This window comes from Flavobacterium phragmitis (assembly GCF_900112575.1).
Taxonomy (GTDB): Bacteria; Bacteroidota; Bacteroidia; order Flavobacteriales; family Flavobacteriaceae; genus Flavobacterium; species Flavobacterium phragmitis.
On sequence record NZ_FOMH01000016.1, the window covers coordinates 11,498 to 32,629 of the forward strand.

The following is a 21,132-nucleotide window of genomic DNA, read 5'->3' on the forward strand; positions in this document are numbered from 1 at the left end:
AACTAGATATAATTATAAAGTAAAAATATTTTTTGTGAGTCAGAATGCTATCCTGTAGCGTCCTGTTTTTTGTGAATTTAATAAATGTATTATTTACAATTATTAATGTTTGTTTTTGAATAATATTCTTTTTTTGAAGTGTTAAATAAGTAATATTTTATTTTTTTTGAAAATAAATTTTGAATGTGAAAATTTGGGTTTTAGAAATATTCGTCTACTTGGAAATCAGTAAGTTGGCACTATTTATCTTGTTAAAAAAAGTAAAATAAAAATGTGCTAAAAATATAATATATTGATTTCTAACAGGATACTACAGGATACCACGGAGATTGCTTCTAGATACATTTGGATTACTAGCTAACTATTAATTAACCAAATTAAACCTCTATGAAAAACAATCTTAATCTCTTACTGATTATGATCTTATTTATGCTTGCCTACTCATCTGGCTATGCACAAGAAAAAACGGTGACAGGAACCGTTACAGATCCAGCTAAATTATCAATACCAGGTGTTAATGTAATTGTAAAAGGGACCAGCAGGTCGACCAGTACAGATTTAGACGGAAAATATTCTATTTCGGCCACATCTGGAGAAACATTGGTCTTTTCGTTTGTGGGATTTGTTAAACAAGAACTAAAAATTGGGGCCGCCACGAGTTATAATGTCTCGCTTGATGCCGAAAGCGCGAACTTAAATGAAGTGGTAGTAATTGGTTACGGGACTCAAAAGAAGAAACTAACCTCTGGAGCAATTTCAGGAATTAAAACAGAAACTTTTACAGAACGTCCAATCTCACGAATTGATCAAGGATTAATTGGTCAGGTAGCTGGGGTTCGTGTAAAACAGACTACAGGTCTCCCAGGACAACCTTTTAGTATAGAAATCAGAGGAGCTGGTTCTATTACAGCAGGAAACGAACCTTTGTATGTTATTGATGGATTCCCAATTTACACCGAGGGATCAAACAGCAATGGAGGTTTTTCTAACGGAAGTCCGCTTGACAACATGAATCCAAATGATGTAGCTTCGATTGAAGTTTTAAAAGATGCTTCTGCAGCAGCAATTTATGGCTCTAGAGCATCAAATGGAGTGGTGATCATTACCACGAAGAAAGGTAAAAGAGGAAAACCAAAATTTACTTTCAACACATACGGAGGAGTTAATAAAGAAGCTAATAGAGTGGATATGCTCTCTGCAGAAGGATGGATTAAACGTGCAAAAACGATGATCGATTCGCAATGGGTTGGTTCAGGAATTGCAGGGGCATCTGCAAGTCAGACTACAGCAGAAAGAATAGCGGCTTACAATGCGGTAAACCCTTCGACTCCGCTTACAACATCCAATTCAAGATATTTTACATATTTGTATGATGATAGATGGGATATGCCAGGACATCCAGGATTGGATTATATTGACTGGCAGGATAAAGTTTTTCGCACGGGAGAATTCAGTAATTATCAATTAACGGCTTCTGGAGCTACAGATGCTGTAAATTATTATGTGTCTGCTAATTATCAAAAAAATACTGGATACATCATCGGAACAGATTACTCTCTTTTTTCTGCAAGAGCAAATGTAGATGTTAAATTGTCTGAAAATTTTAAAATGGGAATCAATTTGGCGCCTTCATATTCCATTAAAAATGATCCTGGAGTTGAAGGAAAAGATAATACTTTGTTTAAAGCTCTTACTGCAACTCCAGTTTTTGAAAGTGCCTCAAACGCTGCAGGAGAAAAATATACAACTCGTTATGCATGGGGGTCTAGTACAACAAATATGCTGAACGCTTTAGCGAGAAAAGGAAGAAATTCCATGTACAGAAATCTAATTTCAGGATATGCTAGTTATCAGTTTGCAAAAAGTTTTACTTTAAAGAGTACTATTAATTTTGATAACTCAGATAATGTAAATGAAAGTTACACGCCAAATGATGTCATTGCAAGTATCAGAGGAGCATATAATACCTATAGAAGGCAAAATATTGTAAATGAAAATACGCTTACCTATGATAGAACTTTTGGAAAACACAGTTTTAATGTGCTTTTAGGAGAGTCTTTCAATTCATATCAAATCACAAAATCTACCATGTCATCGGGAGCGCTTTATAACAGTTCAAGTATAGAAACGCTTCCTGCAGGATCTATTGGTTCTACTAGTGCAGAGAAAAATACATTACTGTCTTATTTTTCACGTCTTCAGTATAATTTTAAAGAAAAATACATTTTTGCAGCAAGTATCAGACGTGATGGATCTTCAAAATTTGGAACCGATAGGAGATGGGGAACTTTTTCTTCTCTTTCATTAGGATGGAGAGTTAAACAAGAAGCTTTTCTTGAGAATGTTGATTGGTTGACCGAATTAAAACTAAGAGCAAGTACTGGTATAAATGGAAGCAACAATATTGGAAGTTATGCGCAGTATGCAACTCTGGGGACTTACAATTATACTATTGGGGGCACAGTTGCAATTGGTCAAGGAGCAGCTTCTATACCAAACCCTTCATTGCATTGGGAAGAATCAAAAAGTATTGATTTTGGTTTGGATTTCGGATTTATTAAAAACAGGTTTACTGGAACATTTGAATTATACAGAAAAAACAATAGCGAATTGCTTTTAAGAGTTCCCGTGCCAGGAGATTCTGGTTTTCAAACGTATTTAAATAACATTGGAGAGGTTCAGAATCAGGGATGGGAATTTGAGTTGAACTCTTTAAATGTTAAGACACCAAGTTTTGAATGGAGAACTTCTGCCAATATAAGTCATAATGAAAACAAAGTTTTGGCATTAGGTACTGGTCAGTCTAAGATTGAAATCAGCAATGCATATGACGGAGGTGTTCCATTTATAAAATTAGAAGTTGGAAAACCAATGTATACAATCTTTGGATTGAAGCAGAATGGAGTAGTGACTCAGGCGGATATTGATGCAGGCGGAACTACAATTGGAGGAAATAAATTAGTACTGGGAGATCCGAGATATGTGGATCAAAACGGAGATAAAAAAATCAATTCAGAAGATCGTGTTGATTTAGGAAACCCAACTCCAAAATATACGTGGGGAATTACCAATACTTTTAAATATAAAGATCTTGATTTAAACGTTTTGGTTCAAGGACAAAATGGGGGAACGGTTTACGGGTTAACAGGACGCGCTATTGACCGTACCGGAATGGGATCTGTAGAAAATTCATTAAACGTTGATCCAGCTGTTAGAGGAAACTGGAGAACATCTTTTGGTTATCAGGCCAATTCAGACTGGTTGTATAAATCAGATTATATAAGTGTTAGGAGTATTTCAATTGGTTATAATTTAAGACAAGCGCTTAAAGGGATTTCAAGAATCGATAACGCTAGATTATATGTAACAGGAGAAAACTGGTTTTACTGGAATAAATACAAAGTAGGCTTTAATCCAGAAGCAGTAAATACTTCAGCAAGTTCAAATAGTGATTTCTCTGTTCCTGTTGATTATGGTGGAGCGCCTTTGGCAAAATCTTTAGTAATTGGGCTTAATATTAATTTTAATTAAAAGAAAATGAAAAAATATATCATCATAGCAGCAGGTGTTTTATTATTTGCGCAGTCATCTTGTACAGATGAATTGACACAGTTGCCTTTGTCACAGGGAACAATCGAAAATTTTTATAAAACTCTAGGTGATTTTGTACAAGCTAGAAATGCAACGTATTCGATAGCTTTTCATGGAACATCTGTTTATGGTTACGCAAACCGATTAATGAATTTGAGTGAAACCAGATCGGATAATTTGATGGCTACAACACAGGCATCAAGAGATTGGGAAGGAATCAATAGTTTTTATACATCTATTAGTTCTAATACTTATGTGAAGGAAGCTTATTTGACTAATTACAATGCGATTTATAAAGCCAATCAGTTATTAGAGAAAATAGCAGAAAAAGGAGATGCGATTTTTACCAATCCTACTGATAAAACTTCAATGGCTGCAGAAGCTCGTTTTTTGAGAGCATTTTGTTATTTTGATTTAGTAAGATGGTTTGGTCGCGTACCGTTAATAGACAAAACAATAACAGCACAGGAAGCGGCAAAAATACCAAGAACAGCTGTTGTAGATGTTTATAAATTAATTATTTCCGATTTAGAAATGGCTATTGCTGATCTTCCTCCATCCTATGATACTGCGAATTTTGGTCGTGTTACTAAATATGGCGCAAAGGCATTATTAGGGCTAGTTTACATGACACGTTCAAGTCCTACTTACGGAATTGATGGCGCAACATTAGGTCTAAATGAATGGGACAAGGCGTACAAAGAATTAAATGATATTAAGTTAAGTGGTTTGTATGCTTTTGGTGCAGATTACGATCCGATTTTTAAAACTGAAGGAAATGCTAACAAAGAAAATGTACTTGTAATTCCGTATACACAAAATATTTCAACACCAGTAGGAGGTAATTTTATGGTAGAATTAGGTTATGAACCTTATTTTGCTTCTTTAAACTTGTCAGCACAAGGAGCTTTAGAATCCAGACCTATTTCAAACGGTTTTATGAACCTGTTTGCTGCAACGGATAAAAGAAAAATCTTTGGAATTGCAACAAGTTATACCGTGGCTTCTGGAACATATAAAGGCAGTTATACACTTCCGGTTTTTAAAAAATATATTGATGCGACAAGATACGGAAATGGTCGTGAGGATTGGGGAGTCGATTTTATGATTACACGTTATACAGATGTATTAATGTTAATGGCCGAATGTACGCTTCATGGCGGCGGAGGTTCGCAGGCAGAAGTTGATGATATAGTAAATAAAGTAAGAACCAGAGCAGGAGTTGCTGCAAATGCTTCTAATATTACTTTAGATGAATTGTTCGTAGAAAGAAGAAAAGAGTTTTTTGCAGAGGGAACTAGATGGTTTGACTTGATAAGATCAGGCAAAGCTGTAACAATTATGAACGCTTGGAAAGCTGCGGAAGATACTGAGAATAAAATCAGGACTATTGATAATAATTCATTGTTATATCCAATTCCGTTATCAGAAATGCTGGCAGTTCCTGGATTGTATGATCAGAATCTTGGTTACGATTAATAAATTTTGCCCCAAGCATTATTTTTTTATTTTTTGAAGAAGAAATCGTCTCATTTGAGACGATTTTTTTGTTTTGATATGATAAAAACTGGATAGTATCTCTAAAAAAATAATTCTAAATGTTATGTAAAAAGGTTTTTCAATATTGAAATCGCACTTATTTTGGGTATTATTTTCTTAGTATGTAAAAAAAAATATAAAAATTTACGATAATATTAGTTGTTATATTGGTTTGTTTTTTCTAAATGATTTTTTGGTCTTTTCCTTTTGAAATCGGGGCTTGCAAAGATTTTATTGGTTAAAAAAAACTTAATAAGTGTATTTTACACACTGTAAATTAGGAATATAAGTCAGGATACAACAGGATACGGTGCAAAATGCTTCTAAATAAATTTGGAATAACTGATTAACTAACCAAATTTAACTTTTTATGAAAAACAAATGGAGTCTATTTGCGGTCTTCTGTATGTGTGTATTTATGCATACATTGGGGTACGCACAGAACAAAACGGTCAAAGGTACAATTACCGACGTATCTGGGCTGCCTATTCCGGGGGCCAACGTTATTATCAAAGGAACAAAGCAGGGAACTAGTACTGACTTCGACGGAAAGTATTCGATAAGTGCTACTGCTGGACAGGTTTTAGTTTTTTCTTCTACAGGTTCAAAAACAGTTGAAAAGACTGTAGGGACCAATTCAGAAATTAATGTAGTGCTTACGGATGAAATATCGCAACTTAATGAGATTGTTGTTGTTGGATATGGAACTCAGAAGAAATCTGATGTAACAGGATCTGTTTCCACTATAAATGCGGAACAATTAATGAATCGACCTGTTTCAAATGCAACTGAAGCTTTACAGGGTAAAATTGCCGGGGTTGATATCACAACAAATGAGCGTCCAGGTAGTCTTGGTACCGTTCGTATTCGTGGTACGCGATCTTTAACAGCGAGCAACGATCCATTGTATGTTGTTGATGGTGTGCCATTAATGTCTGCCTCTGCCATTGAAACTTTAAACCCAAGAGATATCGAATCGATGGATATTCTTAAAGATGCTTCGGCAACTGCTATTTATGGGTCTCGTGGTGCAAATGGTGTTATCATTGTAACTACTAAACAAGGAAAAGCGGGCAGATTCAGTTTGAATTATGCTGGTACGGTAACCACTTCTGAAATTGTGGATAGGTCGCCATCTATGAGTGCGTCTGACTTTATTACTTTCAGACGTTGGGCTGCGTACAATCTTGATCCAACTAAATATGCCAATCCAGCAACGCCTACTTATGATAATGATAAACTAATTTTTGATAGTGCATTAGATGGTCAGACGTCTAGAGATAATGTGTTAAAAGGATGGGCAAGCGGTTCTTGGGATGCTTCTAAAGTAACCAATACAGACTGGACAGATTATGTAACTCAGGGAGGAGTTAGTACAGAGCATGTTATTAGTGCCAGTGGAGGTTCTGAAAAAGTAAATACATACGGTTCTGTTGGTTATCTAGATAATCAAGGTACTCAAAGAGGACAATGGTACAAACGTTATACGGCAAAACTGACTTCAAATATTAATCCGGTGGATTGGTTTAAGATGAATGCTTCTTTTAACGTTTCGTGGAGTGAGCAGGATTATGGTATGTCTACTTTAAGTGCAAGAAGCGGTACTGCTCCAGATGCTATTTATGGTGCAGCCAAACAAATTTATAATATCGCTGTTCCTTATGATGCAAACGGTAATTTGATTATTAATCCAGGTGGAGAATCAGGAGTTTATACTGTTATGGATGAGTGGAATAAAAGCACGCAACAATCTCAGACAATGCGTATTTTGGCTAATTTTTCTGCTAGTTTAGACTTTGGTAAAATGACAAAATCATTGGAAGGACTAACTTATAAGTTAAATTTCGGACCAGATTACCGTCATTGGAGAGAAGGAGCTTATATTGATGGAACATCATCTTTAAAAGTAAATTCAAATGGTAGTGCTGGTGTCAATTTTGCCCGTCTTCAAAACCGTCGTGATTTATCATGGACTGTGGATAATATTATTAATTACGATCGCACATTTGCTGTGAAACATAAAGTGGGACTAACTTTATTACAAACAGCATCATCTTGGAATATTGAAAACTCTTCAATGAGCGCGAATAATATTCCTAAACCTTCATTTTTATGGAATGCAATGGGATCGGTAGATGCTACAAATGCTGCTAATAATGCTCGTATGAGTTCGGGGCTTACGGAACGTGCTATTAGTTCTTATATGATTCGTACGAATTATGGTTACGATAATCGCTACCTATTGACAGTTTCAGGACGTTGGGATGGAGTTACGCAGTTATCTGAAGGACATAAATGGGACTTTTTCCCTTCAGCGGCATTAGCGTGGCGTATCAACAATGAAAAATTCTTGAAAGATGTGGCATGGGTTGATAATTTAAAACTTCGTTTAGGTGTAGGTACTTCTGGGAACTCTTCTGTTGATCCTTACGGAACATTAGGAAATATCAGTCAAATATTTCTTCCCTTTAACGGTATGAGCAATGTAATCGGTTTTACTACAAATGAACCATATTATACCTCTACTCAAACGGGAATGCCTAATAAAAACCTAGGTTGGGAAAAAACGACACAATACAATCTTGGTCTTGATTTTAGTTTCTTAAAAAACAGAATCAGTGGTACTGTTGATGTTTATAAATCGGATACTAAAGATTTATTATTACAAGTTGATATTCCGCCAGTATCTGGTTATCCATACATTGTTTCCAATATTGGTGAGACAAAAAATCGTGGAGTTGAGGTAACGCTTAATCTTATTCCGATACAAACGGGAAGTGGATTTACTTGGGAAACGAATTTGAATGGAGCGTGGCAGAAAGATCAAATCGTTAGTTTGGCAAATGGCGCACAAGACATGGTAAGTAACTCATGGTTCATTGGTCAGTCTATTGCGGTTCGTTACGGATATGATAATCAAGGAATCTGGCAGAATACTCCAGAAGATCTTGCTGAAATGGCGAAATGGAATGCTAATGGTTACAAATTTACACCAGGAAACGTAAGGCCTAAAGATCAGAATGGTGATTATAAAATGGATGGTACTGACCGTGTAGTTGTAGGAAACAGTAATCCTAACTGGACAATGGGATGGAATAACAACTTTACTTATAAAGGATTTGATTTAGGAATAAATCTTTATGGACGTATGGGATATACGGCTTCTTTAGGAGGTGAAGCTCTAACAGCTCATGCTAATCAACGTGAAACAGATTACTGGACTCCTGATAATCCAAATGCTGAATTCCAAAAACCAATTTTAGGGCAGGCAACTTCAGGTTCTGCAGATGCTTTCTCTGGACTTCTTGGGTTTCAAAAAGCAGCATTTGTAAAAATTCGTAACATCTCTTTGGGGTATAATTTATCTAAAGATTTTGCAAATAAAATTGGACTGGCAAACATGAAGTTTTATGTTCAGGCCGTTAATCCGGGAAGTATTTACCAGTCACTAGATTGGTATGATTTTGACACTAATAGAACGTATTTCAATCGCAGTTTTGTTATGGGCGTTGAAGTTGGTTTTTAATGAATTGTGGCGAATTGAAGTATAACATTAAATGTGAAAAAATGAATAATTTAAAAAATATAGGAATCGGTCTTTTATTAATGACGGGGGTGTTTTTTGCTTCGTGTTCAGAAGACTTTCTTGACGAAGAACAAACAAATGCTTATTCAACAGCTTATTTTGATACACCCGAAGGTCTTCAGGCATTAACAGTGTCGCTTTATGGTAATATCCGCTGGCATTTTGGTTTTGAATGGTCTTATGGAAATACATTGTATGGTACAGATGAGTTTACCAATGCCAATGACCTTACCAACGAAATGTGGAATACCTATGACAATCGTTTTGGACCAGTAGGAGCATCGACTGCAACGGGAGCGGCTAATGGAAATGCGACAAATCCAAATGCGCTTTGGGATGAAATGTACTATGGTATTGCATCTTGTAATACAATCATTGCTAAAGCAGAGACGGTAATCTCCGATTTAAAAATCAGAAATCGTTGCTTAGCTCATGCTTATTTTTTAAGAGGTTATAACTATTACAGACTTGTTGCGCAATACGGAGGTGTTGTACTGCAGACAAAACCTATTGAAGGAGTGGTTCGTAACTACGAGCGTGCTACAGAAGAAAAATGTTGGGAACAGGTAATATCTGATTTCCGTAATGCTTATACTCTTTTTGAAGGTGAAGTTTTTACTTATGGAAAAGGGATTACTTGGACAAAAGCTACTGCCGCACATTTCTTGGCAAAAGCATTATTGTTCCGTTCATCTGAGCGCAATGATGCTTGGAATGCTGCTTATAAAGATACCGATCTTAAAGAAGCAATCGATGCTTGTTCGTATGCCATTACAGCACGCGGACCATTGACGCCTAATTATAGTGACTTATATGCCAACTGGACTGGAATTGACTGTCCAAATGAACAGTTAAGTGAAATCTTGATGGCGGCTGGACACAATGGAGATGCATCCACTGTTGGTCGTTTTGGAAACAGAACTTATAGTTATTTTGCTCCTCAATTTTCAAGTTTTTCTGGAGGATGGGTGCGACGTGGTGTTTGGATTGGAAGCATGGATTTTCAGCGTTGCCGTCCAACGGAATATACTTATGGAATTTTTGATCACGTAAATGATGCACGTATGTGGAAAACATTCAGAACTGTTTATGGTGCTAATACTGTAGTTGCTCCTAATCCATCAGGCGTAAAAGTGGGTGATCCAGGTATTGTAATGATTTTGAATACTAAAAATGACAATACCTATAACAATGCTAAATTTGGCTGTAGCGTACAGGCACCAACTTGGACAGACGTCAATGGCCGTCTTCCTGAGTGGAATACTGGAGCAAGACAAACTACTACTACGGGAACTTTGGCAGTTAAAAAAGGACAATTTGTACCGAACTCTTCTGTATTATACCAAAATGGAGTTTATGTAGCACCTAACTTTAAAAATCAGCCAATTTGCAACTTCTTTGCAGGTATCAATAAAACAGATTGTGGTTCTCGTACAGCTGAAAGAGGCGATTCACATCGCGATGTAATTATGGCACGTCTTGCCGAAACTTATTTAGTGCGTGCAGAATGTTATGCTCGTCTTGGTCAGTATGGAAATGCAATGCAGGATATCAACGTAGTGAGAGTTAGAGCGCAATGGAAAGCTGGAGAAAACAGATCTTATTATAATGATGGCTCTCAAGCGTTCAAAGTGAATCCTTTAAATACAGGAACTTCAGCTACGAACTTTACAGCTTCTAATTTAGATATGAATACCTATTATTTATCTAATCCAACGCTAGCTGTTACAACTGCGGCTTCAGATTTAAGATTAACTTCTTTCCCTAACAACTTACCAGCAGAAGATGAAGCGGTTATGGTTAAAGTAGGAGCGTCAACAGATAAAGAACGTGCTATAAACTTTATTCTTAATGAGTCTACTCGTGAGCTTTTAGGAGAATGGCAACGTTGGGAAACACTTTCTCGTACTGGAATGCTGATTAAACGTGCTAAAGCATTTAATGCTGAGGCAGCACCAAATATTACAGCTAATAAACATGAACTACGTCCAATTCCTCAAACGTTTATTGATGGTTTGTTAAATGATGATGGTTCAAATTTGTCTAGTGTACAAAAAGCAGCATGGCAGAATCCTGGTTATTAAGATAAAGATTTCTTGTTATATTTTGTTTTTTGAAAGGAGCCGCCTCGTTTTTTGAGGCGGCTTCTTTATTCGTATCTAAGAATCCGTGGAAATTCTGGTTTTTAAGCCGAACTGTAATTGGAATTGTTGTTTTAAAATTGAAAATATCAGAACTGATGATGCTATTGTGTTTTAGAATTAATCATGAATGTTAGGATGTATTTAATAAACAGGGCACTACAGGATACGGATAACGATTTAGTGTTATATCTTTAAAATTTTAGGATTAAAATTATATAACTAATGATTTATTCGATAAAAATTTTTGTATTATTTATTTTTTTTGGACTAGGGCTGACTGTGTCGGCACAGGTGAAACTGCCAGATTTGGTAGGGGATAATATGGTCTTACAGCAAAATTCAAAAGTTAATTTATGGGGATGGGCTTCTCCTAACGAAAAAATAAATATTACCCTAGGGTGGCAGCAGAATGCAATAGAAGTTACAACTAATGCTGACGGTAGATGGAAAACGGCTGTTGAAACGCCTCAAGGAAGTGAAAAAAGTTATGAAATCACAATTGAAGCTTCAAATAAAATCATTCTAAAAAATATACTGATTGGAGAAGTCTGGGTTTGTTCTGGACAATCAAATATGTACTTTCCTGTTGGAAAAGAAGAGGGTACTTGGAAAACGGGTGTTAAAAACTACGAGCAAGAAATTCAAAATGCCAATTTTCCAGCCATCAGATTATTTACCGTTCCAACCAAAGCTTCTCAAAAGCCTTTAGATGACGTCAGTGGAAACTGGAAAGAATGTTCACCAAACACCATCAAAACATTTTCTGCCGTGGCTTATTTTTTTGGACGCGATTTGTACCAAAATTTGAAAGTCCCAATAGGATTAATTTCGTCTTCTTGGGGAGGAACAAAAGCAGAAGCTTGGACTTCGCAGAAAGTATTGGAAGAAAATCCAGACTTTTTGGGAATATTAGAAAATGATGCCAAGAATGAAAAAGAGTTTCAAGAGAAACTAGAAAAATATTACGCAGATTTAAAAACGGAAAGAATTTCAAATCATAATGATATAACGAAAACGGAGCTTAAAAAACCGAAAAAAGAAGAAAACAAAACTTCTTATGTGTTGTACAATGCCATGTTGCATCCATTAATCAATTACACTATAAAAGGGGTAATTTGGTATCAGGGAGAAAGTAATGCTTCAAAAGCATTTTTGTACAGAAGTCTTTTTCCTGCTATGATAAAAAATTGGAGAAGCGACTGGAATCAAGGAGATTTTCCGTTTTATTTTGTTCAGATTGCGCCGCACAAAGGCCAAAATCCTGATATAAGAGAAGCACAATTATTGGTTTCAAAATCGGTTCGAAATACCGGAATGGTTGTGACTACAGATGTCGGAGATGAAAACAACATTCATCCTATAGACAAACAAACAGTTGGTTATCGTTTAGCTTTATTGGCAAGATCTAAAACGTATGATGAAAAGGATCTAGTGTATTCTGGACCAGCTTACAATCATATGAAAATCAAAAAACAGAAAATTCAGTTGTTTTTTGATGAGGCAGAAAACGGATTTAAAAAGACAGGGGATTTAAAAGAGTTTGAAATTGCAGGAAGCGATCAAGTTTTTTATCCTGCAGAAGCAAAAATTGATGGCAAAACAATTATAGTTTCTTCTTCTAAAGTAAAAAATCCTGAGGCTGTACGTTTTGCATGGAAAGCTGTTCCGAATCCAAATTTATTTAATGCAGAAAATCTTCCAGCATCTCCTTTTAGGACTGATGATTGGGAGAGTAAAACAAATAATATTCAAAGTAAATAATCTGCAAAATCTGCGAAATCTGCGAGAGAAATTTTTAAACAAAATGGAATGAAATTAAATTCAAAACATCTTTTCTTGAACCTTGTTGTTGTATTTTTCAGCATGACATTGAGTGCGCAAGAAGCAAAAAAAGATTTGAAACAAACAGCGCCAAAACCATTGTATCGCGATCCAATTTTTGACGGAGCAGCCGACCCAACAATTATCTGGAACAAAAAAGAAAAGCTGTGGTTTATGTTTTACACCAACCGAAGAGCAAATGATTCGACGGCCAAAGGAATAACATGGGTTCACGGCACTAAAATCGGAATTGCAGTTTCAAAAGACGGCGCAAAGTGGACGTACAAAGATACTTGTAACATCGATTATAAACTTAAAGATATAACCTACTGGGCTCCAGATGTAATTGAGTATCAAAATAAATACCACATGTATCTAACGATTGTACCAGGAATATTTAATGACTGGTATCATCCGCGTTCGATAATTCATCTGACCAGCAGTAATTTGATGGACTGGAAGTTTGAATCGGAACTAAAATTGGCTTCTGAGCGATGTATTGACGCTTCGGTATTCAGACTTCCAAATGGAACATGGAGAATGTTTTACAATAATGAAAATGATGGAAAATCGATTTATTATGTAGACAGTAATGATTTGTATAATTGGAAAGACAGCGGTACAAAAATTATAAAAGACCGTGGCGAAGGGCCAAAAGTCTTTTTTTGGAAAGGAAAAAACTGGCTGATTTCTGATTCCTGGAGAGGATTGAATGTATATTCTTCAGAAGATTTTCTAAACTGGAACCGTCAAGAAAAAAATATACTGCAGCTTCCCGGAAGTGGCCAAGATGATAAAGTAATTGGAGGACATGCAGATATAGTGGTAAATGACGGGAAAGCGTATATTTTTTATTTCACTCACCCCGGAAGAACTCCAGAAAACAAAGGAGTGGATAGCTATGAAACCAAAAGAAGTTCTATTCAGGTGGCAGAGCTTGAATATAATAATGGAGAGATCAGCTGTAATCGTGACAAATCAGTTCAAATCAATTTAAAACAGTAGAAAATGGAAGATAAAAGTACCATTCGAAATGCTTTCAAAATGAAATTAAAACCGGGTTTTGAAGCAGAATATAAAAAAAGACATGACGAAATCTGGCCGGAACTACAGGTTTTATTGTCTGAAACTGGCATACAGGATTACAGTATTTTTTTGGATAAAGAAACACTGATTTTATTTGCAGTTCAAAAAATCAATCCCGATTTTGATGAAAAGTACCTGCCGAACCATCCATTAGTAAAAAAATGGTGGGCTTATATGGCAGATATAATGGATACTAATCCAGATAATTCTCCGATTGCCATTCCGTTAAAAGAAGTTTTTCATTTAGATTAAAAAATAATTTTATAACTTCTTCGCTTTCAATGATAATAGACCACTTTGGGAAACCAAAATTGTTATTGCGGCGTTAAATTGAATCTTATTAACCAAAAAATACTAACTATGAACCATTCATCTGTAAAAATACTTGCCTTAATCGCATTTGGGGTTTTTGCTTCCGCGAATGCGCAGACAAATGATGTAACCACACCTTTGCATGCCATGCAACCAGATTATGTAACGCCTTATGTTGTTCCGGAAAAAAATAATATTGAAGCCGTTTTAAATCGGGTATATAATTTTCTTGAAGAAAATACCGCTTCAAAAGTTCTCAATGCAAGTGATAATTCAGAAGTAAAAGATTTCAAAAAAGCAAAAGGCAAACTTGTTTTTTCTTCTGGTTCTTTTAGACTTACAAGTTACGAATGGGGAGTTACTTATGCCGGAATGCTTTTAGCGTCTGAAGCAACAGGAAAAAAAGAATACGCAGATTATGCCAATAAGAGAATTAAATTAATAGCGGATCTAGCCGAAAATTTTAAAAGCGATAATGTACAAGATTCACCAATTCGTACCGTTTTAAAGCCGCATGCATTAGACGATGCTGGAGCCCTTTGCGCCGCTTTTATCAAAGCAAAAAAAGGAGGACTAAATGCAAATGTTGATCCAGTAATAAATAACTTCATTAAATACATAAGCGAAAAAGAATATCGTCTAAAAGATGGAACGCTGGCTAGAAACAGACCGCAAAATAATACACTTTGGCTGGATGATATGTTTATGAGTGTTCCTGCCCTAGCGCAAATGGGCAGTTATACAGGAGATAAAAAATATTTTGATGATGCTGTAAAACAAGTCAATCAGTTTTCAGAAAGAATGTTCAACAGCCAGAAAGGGATTTACATGCACGGATGGGTAGAGTCAATGCAGTTGCATCCTGAATTTCATTGGGCAAGAGCAAATGGATGGGCAGTGATGACTATGGTAGAATTATTGGAAGTGCTTCCAAAAAATCATCCGGGATATCCTCAGGTTTTAGCACAGCTTCAAAAACATATCGCTGGGCTTATGCAATATCAAGACGGAACAGGTTTCTGGCATCAATTGCTGGACCGAAACGATTCTTATCTCGAAACTTCGGCAACTGCCATTTATACTTATTCTATTGCAAGAGCAATCAATCGTGGTTATGTGGATAAACTAGCTTACGCACCAGCAGTTTTATTAGCGTGGAATGCGGTAGCCTCTAAAGTAAATGAAAAAGGTCAGGTAGAAGGAACCTGCGTTGGAACCGGAATGGCATTTGACCCTGCTTTTTACTATTATCGTCCTATAAACTTATTTGCAGCTCATGGTTACGGGCCGGTGTTGTTGGCTGGAGCCGAAATAATTACGCTTTTAAAAAATAATCAATTTGAAATGAATGACAGTTCTATTCAGTTGAAAATTAAAGGGTAGTAGTGAAGTTATGAGTTATGAGTTATGAGTTATGAGTTATGAGTTATGAGTTAAGAGTTATGGGTTAAGAGTTATGGGTTATGGGTTTTCGAATGTACTTATACCCTTGGTTTGTCATCCTTCCTTCGTCATGATGCAATTATAACAAAGAACCTTTGTGTCTTAGTGCCTTCGTGGCAAAACATCAAGAGCATATGAAATTAACTTTAAATATATTTTTATTATTATTCACCACAGCAGTTTTTAGTCAAATTGGAAAACGCTTCCCATCTGAGAAAAAGATAATCAAAGATCCTGTCACGGGTGTTGATTTGATCTTTTTAACTACGAAAGCGGCAGGTGATTCCAAAACATATCCAACTCATCCACAATGGACAGCAGATGGCGAGTGGCTTATTTTTAGAACCAAAAGAGCCAATGGTGATGCAGTTGCGGTAAATGAAAAATCAGGCGTGATGGTTCAGGTTACAGAAGGCGGTTACAGCGGTACTTTGTGTATGGCGCAAAAATCGATGAAATTGTATTATATGCGCAAAGGCGAAGAAAATACAATGCAGATTGTGGAAGTAAATCTGGAAGCAGTTTTCAAGGACAGTCAGGCCGGAAAAATAAAAACTGTTGCAGCTTACGAACGTATTTGCGGGATAACACCTTCAGAAATGGGTGCTTCTGGCGATATGGCTTTGGATGCTGATGAAGATCGTGTGTATTTTAGAATTGGAAGAGAAGAAGCAGCTAAACATTTAGATCCGAATGTTAAACTTGAAAAAAGCTTCGGTCCTCGAAATATGGGTGCCGGTCCTGGAGGTATTGCCAGTATGAATTTAAAAACAGGAGAGTTGAAACATGTAGTTTCGGTGCCGTTTCAAGTGGGTCATATTCAATCCAATATCTGGAATCCGGGCGAACTGGTTTTCTGCTGGGAAACTGGTGGCAAATCGCCTCAGCGTACTTGGACGGTTATGGCAGACGGTACGGGTTTAAGATCGTTGTATCCAGAATCAGATTATGAATGGGTAACTCACGAAGCGGTAATTTCTAAAGATGAGGTGGCAATGGCGATTATGGGACACCGAAAAATTGATATTCAAAAAGAAACTCCGGTTGAAGTTACCGAAAGCACAGAAGTCAGAAATCCACAAAATCCAGGACAAGAAAGCAATTGGGGAAATTCGGGAACACGAGAAAAACCAACAGGTTTAGCGATTGTAAATTTAAGAACCCGCGAAATGATTATTGCTGGACAAACCAAAAGTGGCAGCGGATTATGGCACGTACACGGTTCTCCTGATGGAAGATGGGCCGTTGGGGATGATTTCTCCAGAAGTTTATATTTAATCGATCGTAAAACCAACGAAATGATAATGCTGACAACAGGCCACAAACAAACCGCAGCAGATCATGTGCATCCGACTTTTAACAGGGATGGAACTAAAATTCAAATTCAGTCAGCAATGCTTTCTGAGGATAACAGAACTTTGAATATCTGTATCGTAAATGTGCCTAAAGAATGGCTGAAGAGAAAATAGCTTTATAAGAATTCCAAATTCCAATTGAAACTCAATCGAAACAAAAATATAAACAATGAAAAAAAACAGTATTCTGGATTATTTTCCTTGCCAATATCATTATATCTAAACTGTTTATGGAACTGGAGAAAGACCAAATTGGTCATATAAAAGAAAATCAAATTAGGGCAGTACAAGAAATTATATTTCTGTAACTCAAACTGCCATTAGATAATAAAACAAAAACAAGGTACAATGAAAAAGTTTTTCACTTTAGTTTTTTGCATTTTAGGAATGGTTCAAAATGCATCTTCACAAAAATACAGCAATGACAATTTTCCCGATGGAAGCGAAATTACACCATGGTTTAAAGATTATACCAAATTAGAGCTTAAAAAATTAGGAAAACAATATAAAATTACCGACCACGGAGTAGGAACTGACAGTACCAAAATACAGACAGTAGCCATTCAGAAAGTAATAGATAAAGCAGCTGCAAAAGGTGGCGGTGTTATTGTAATTCCAAAAGGTGTTTTCCTGAGTGGTGCCTTGTTTTTTAAGCCTAAAACTAAGCTGTATGTTAGTGAAGGCGGTGTTTTGAAAGGTTCTGATAATATCGCTGATTTTCCGATTATGGCTTCGAGAATGGAAGGACAGAATTTAGATTATTTCCCAGCTTTGGTCAATGCGTACGGAGTTGATAATTTTTCAATTTCAGGAAAAGGAACGATTAACGGAAACGGAAAAAAATACTGGGATGCTTTTTGGGAGCGTCGTAAAGAAAATCCAAAATGCACCAATCTGGAAGTTTCGAGACCGAGATTAGTATTTGTGTGGAATTCAAATAATGTGCAGTTTCAGGATGTAAAATTGATTAATTCTGGTTTTTGGACGAATCATTTTTACAAATGCAATAATGTTAAACTGCTCGATTTGTATATTTTTTCGCCTCACGTTAAAGATAAAGCGCCAAGTACCGACGCTATTGATGTTGATATCTGTACCAATGTTTTAATAAAAGGCTGTTTTATGTCGGTTAATGACGACGCTGTTGCACTTAAAGGCGGAAAAGGGCCTTATGCCGACCAAGACCCGAACAATGGCGCAAACAAAAATATTATTATAGAAGACTGTAATTTCGGATTCTGTCATTCGGCTTTGACTAACGGAAGCGAGGCAATTCACAATAGAAATGTAATTATGCGCAATTGTAAAATTGACGGCGCTTCAAGATTATTGTGGCTGAAAATGAGACCTGATACTCCGCAACGCTATGAATATATCAGAGTTGAAGATATTAAAGGAGAAGCAAAAACTGGATTGGCAGTTTTTGCCTGGAAACAGTTCTTTGATTTGAAAGGACGCCCTGATATTCCGCTTTCTTACGGTGATAATGTGACGATGAAAAACATCGAATTGAAATGCGATACTTTTTATGGAGTTGAAAACGACCGGAATGTTCGTTTGTCTAATTTCACTTTCGAAAACCTGAATATCGAATCAGTAAAAACAAATATTGACAAGAGTTTGATAAATGGCGTGACTTTTAAGAATGTTTATGTGAATAAGGAGTTGGTTGAGTAATTAGGTGCAAAGAGACAAAGAGACAAAGAGACAAAGGTTTTTAACTGCCGAATTTTAAAAAATGACTTTGTGCCTTAGTGCTTTTGTGGCAAAAAACAATGACAATGAAAAAAACACTGCTATTAATTTTCTTAATTTTATCTATAAATGTCTTTTGTCAAAATAAAAATGCAACTGAGTTTTTAATTGCAGATTCCAATCATGCGGTAAACATTTTCATTGACAAAAACACAGATTCACTAATCATTTGGGCTGTAAACGAACTAGCAGATGACATTAAGGAAATAACAGGAAAACGTCCTGAAATTGGTACTACAAATAAAGTTTTAAAAAAGGGAATTTATGTTGGTCAGGTTTCTTCAAAATTATTTCAATCCAAAAACAATCAGAAAGAATTAGCGAATCACTGGGAAAAATTTTCAATTAAAAAAGAAAAAGATAATCTTCTCATTGTTGGTTCAGATGTCAGGGGAACTGTTTACGCAGTTTTTGAAATTGCCGAACGTCTCGGAATTTCTCCGTGGAAATGGTGGGCAGATGTTCATCCGTTAAAAAAAGAAAATCTTTCGTTGTATCTTCCACCAAAAGGAATCATTGCAGCTCCATCTGTGCAGTATCGAGGTATTTTTCTAAATGATGAAGACTGGGGATTACAGCCTTGGGCAGCCAAGACTTTTGAACCAGAAACAGGAGATATCGGTCCCAAAACCTACGAGAAAATTTTTCAGTTGTTGCTGCGTCTAAAAGCAAATACAATTTGGCCCGCCATGCATCCGTCTACAAGAGGTTTTTTTACCCTTTCGGGGAATAAGGAAATGGCACAACAATATCGAATTGTGATTGGCTCTTCTCATGCCGAACCGATGCTGAGAAACAATGTTGACGAATGGAAGCAGAAAATCTACGGCGATTACAATTATTTTACGAATAAATCTCAGGTTGATAAATATTGGCAGGAGCGATTGGATGAATTAAAATCGGCTCAAAATGAAATTATTATGACATTGGGAATGCGTGGTGTTCACGATAGTAAAATGGAAGGAGCAAAAGATTTAAAGGAATCAATCGCAATGGTGGAGCAGATTATTCTAAACCAGCGTGAGATGCTTTCAAACACTTTTAAAAAACCGCTTTCAGCCATTCCTCAGGCTTTTGTTCCATATAAAGAAGTATTGGAATTATATGATAACGGACTCAAAGTTCCAGACGATATAACGCTTGTTTGGCCCGATGATAATTACGGTTACATTCGTCGTTTGAGCAGTCTTGAAGAACAAAAGCGAACAGGAGGAAGCGGCGTATATTACCACATTAGTTATTGGGGACGTCCTCATGATTATCTTTGGTTGAGCACCACACAGCCAGGTTTGATTTGGTACGAAATGACAAAAGCTTATCAAAATGGCGCAAGAAAGATGTGGATAGTCAATGTTGGTGATATTAAACCTGCAGAATACGATACCGAGTTTTTTCTAGATTTGGCATGGAATGTCAACAGCATTAAATCGGATGGACTTGATGAATATCTGAAAAACTGGACGGCAAGAGAGTTTTCTGCTGTAGTAAGTGAAGAGTCGGCATTGATTATGAAAGAATATTACCGTTTGGCAATGCTCAGAAAGCCTGAATATATGGGATGGAGCCAGACAGAACCGACAACTCCCGTTAAATTTTCTGATTTTTCTGAAGAAGAATCCTTAAACCGAATAAAGGCGTATGAAAATTTAGTCCAGAAGATTGACGAACTGGAAAAATTTGTTCCAGACGAAAGAAAAGACGCATGGTTTCAATTGATAGTTTATCCTGTTAAAGGTGCTGCTTATATGAATTATAAATTTTTGTATTGGAATTTAGCAGCTATGGCTTCAGATGTAACTCAAAAAGAAAAGTATAATGCTTTAGTAGCTCAGTCTTTTGAGAAAATTCAAGAATTGACTCTTTTTTATAATGAAAAAGTAAGCAATGGTAAATGGAATTATATGATGTCAATGCAACCACGAAAACTGCCCGTTTTTGAAGCAGTTAAAAAGAATGAAAATTCTAAGGAAAAGTCAGGGAAAACAGCAGATAGAATTTACATTCAAGCCAATCAATTTACTTCTAAAAAAGACACCAAAAATTATCAATGGAAAACAATTGAAGGTTTAGGATATAGTGATGATGCCTTGACGTTGTTTCCGTTTACTCAACGTTATTTTCAAAATGAAAAACCGTCTGTTTCTTATGAATTTAAAATTGAAAAATCAGGTGAATATGAGATTGAAGTGCGTTTGCTTCCAACACATTCGAATAATTTTGACCATAAAATCGGAATTCAAGTCGACGGAAAAAGCACGGAATACTTTAAAATAAACACCAAAGACCGTGACAAAACTTGGAAAGAAAATGTGCTTAGAAACAGTGCAATCGTAAAAATTCCAGCCTCAAATCTTTCAAAAGGAAAACATATCGTTAAGATTGAAGTCAATCAAACCGGAATTGTACTCGACCAATTAGCAGTTTATCCAGCTGTTGAAGGAGGAACATATGAAATTCCGTTGAAACAAAATTGATTGGTCTAAAAAGTAGTTTGAAACTA

11 protein-coding genes are annotated in these 21,132 nt (G+C 36.2%); all 11 read left to right on the forward strand.

The genetic code is table 11. The features are described from left to right. Positions 1-387: 387 nt before the first annotated feature. Positions 388-3,531, forward strand: coding sequence for a SusC/RagA family TonB-linked outer membrane protein (locus BM289_RS22885; RefSeq protein WP_091498160.1), 3,144 nt, complete (start codon positions 388-390; stop codon positions 3,529-3,531). Positions 3,532-3,537: 6 nt separating this feature from the next. Continuing rightward, the gene (locus BM289_RS22890; protein ID WP_091498162.1) at positions 3,538-5,070 is read left to right on the forward strand and encodes a RagB/SusD family nutrient uptake outer membrane protein; all 1,533 of its coding nucleotides are present in this window, start codon (positions 3,538-3,540) and stop codon (positions 5,068-5,070) included. Between the two features lie 430 nt (positions 5,071-5,500). Next, a complete protein-coding gene (locus BM289_RS22895; protein ID WP_091498165.1) occupies positions 5,501-8,656 on the forward strand; it encodes a SusC/RagA family TonB-linked outer membrane protein in 3,156 nt (1,051 codons plus the stop codon). Between the two features lie 41 nt (positions 8,657-8,697). Continuing rightward, positions 8,698-10,800, forward strand: coding sequence for a RagB/SusD family nutrient uptake outer membrane protein (locus BM289_RS22900; RefSeq protein ID WP_091498333.1), 2,103 nt, complete (start codon positions 8,698-8,700; stop codon positions 10,798-10,800). 282 nt (positions 10,801-11,082) lie between these two features. Next, on the forward strand, positions 11,083-12,621 hold the full coding sequence (locus BM289_RS22905; protein ID WP_091498167.1) for a sialate O-acetylesterase: 1,539 nt from the start codon (positions 11,083-11,085) through the stop codon (positions 12,619-12,621). Positions 12,622-12,669: 48 nt separating this feature from the next. Beyond that, positions 12,670-13,686: a family 43 glycosylhydrolase gene (locus BM289_RS22910; RefSeq protein WP_091498170.1), complete on the forward strand. Its 1,017-nt coding sequence runs from the start codon at positions 12,670-12,672 to the stop codon at positions 13,684-13,686. 3 nt (positions 13,687-13,689) lie between these two features. Continuing rightward, positions 13,690-14,019, forward strand: a complete 330-nt coding sequence (gene rhaM, locus BM289_RS22915; RefSeq protein WP_091498173.1) for an L-rhamnose mutarotase — start codon at positions 13,690-13,692, stop codon at positions 14,017-14,019. Between the two features lie 108 nt (positions 14,020-14,127). Next, the gene (locus BM289_RS22920) at positions 14,128-15,462 is read left to right on the forward strand and encodes a glycoside hydrolase family 88/105 protein (RefSeq protein ID WP_091498175.1); all 1,335 of its coding nucleotides are present in this window, start codon (positions 14,128-14,130) and stop codon (positions 15,460-15,462) included. Positions 15,463-15,656: 194 nt separating this feature from the next. Next, entirely contained in the window at positions 15,657-16,991 is a 1,335-nt protein-coding gene (locus BM289_RS22925; RefSeq protein ID WP_091498178.1) for a TolB-like translocation protein, read from the forward strand. A 234-nt stretch (positions 16,992-17,225) separates the two neighbouring features. After that, complete coding sequence (locus BM289_RS22930; protein ID WP_091498180.1) at positions 17,226-18,554, forward strand: rhamnogalacturonidase; 1,329 nt, start codon at positions 17,226-17,228, stop codon at positions 18,552-18,554. A gap of 104 nt (positions 18,555-18,658) precedes the next feature. Then, positions 18,659-21,106: a glycosyl hydrolase 115 family protein gene (locus BM289_RS22935; RefSeq protein ID WP_091498335.1), complete on the forward strand. Its 2,448-nt coding sequence runs from the start codon at positions 18,659-18,661 to the stop codon at positions 21,104-21,106. Positions 21,107-21,132 lie beyond the last annotated feature (26 nt).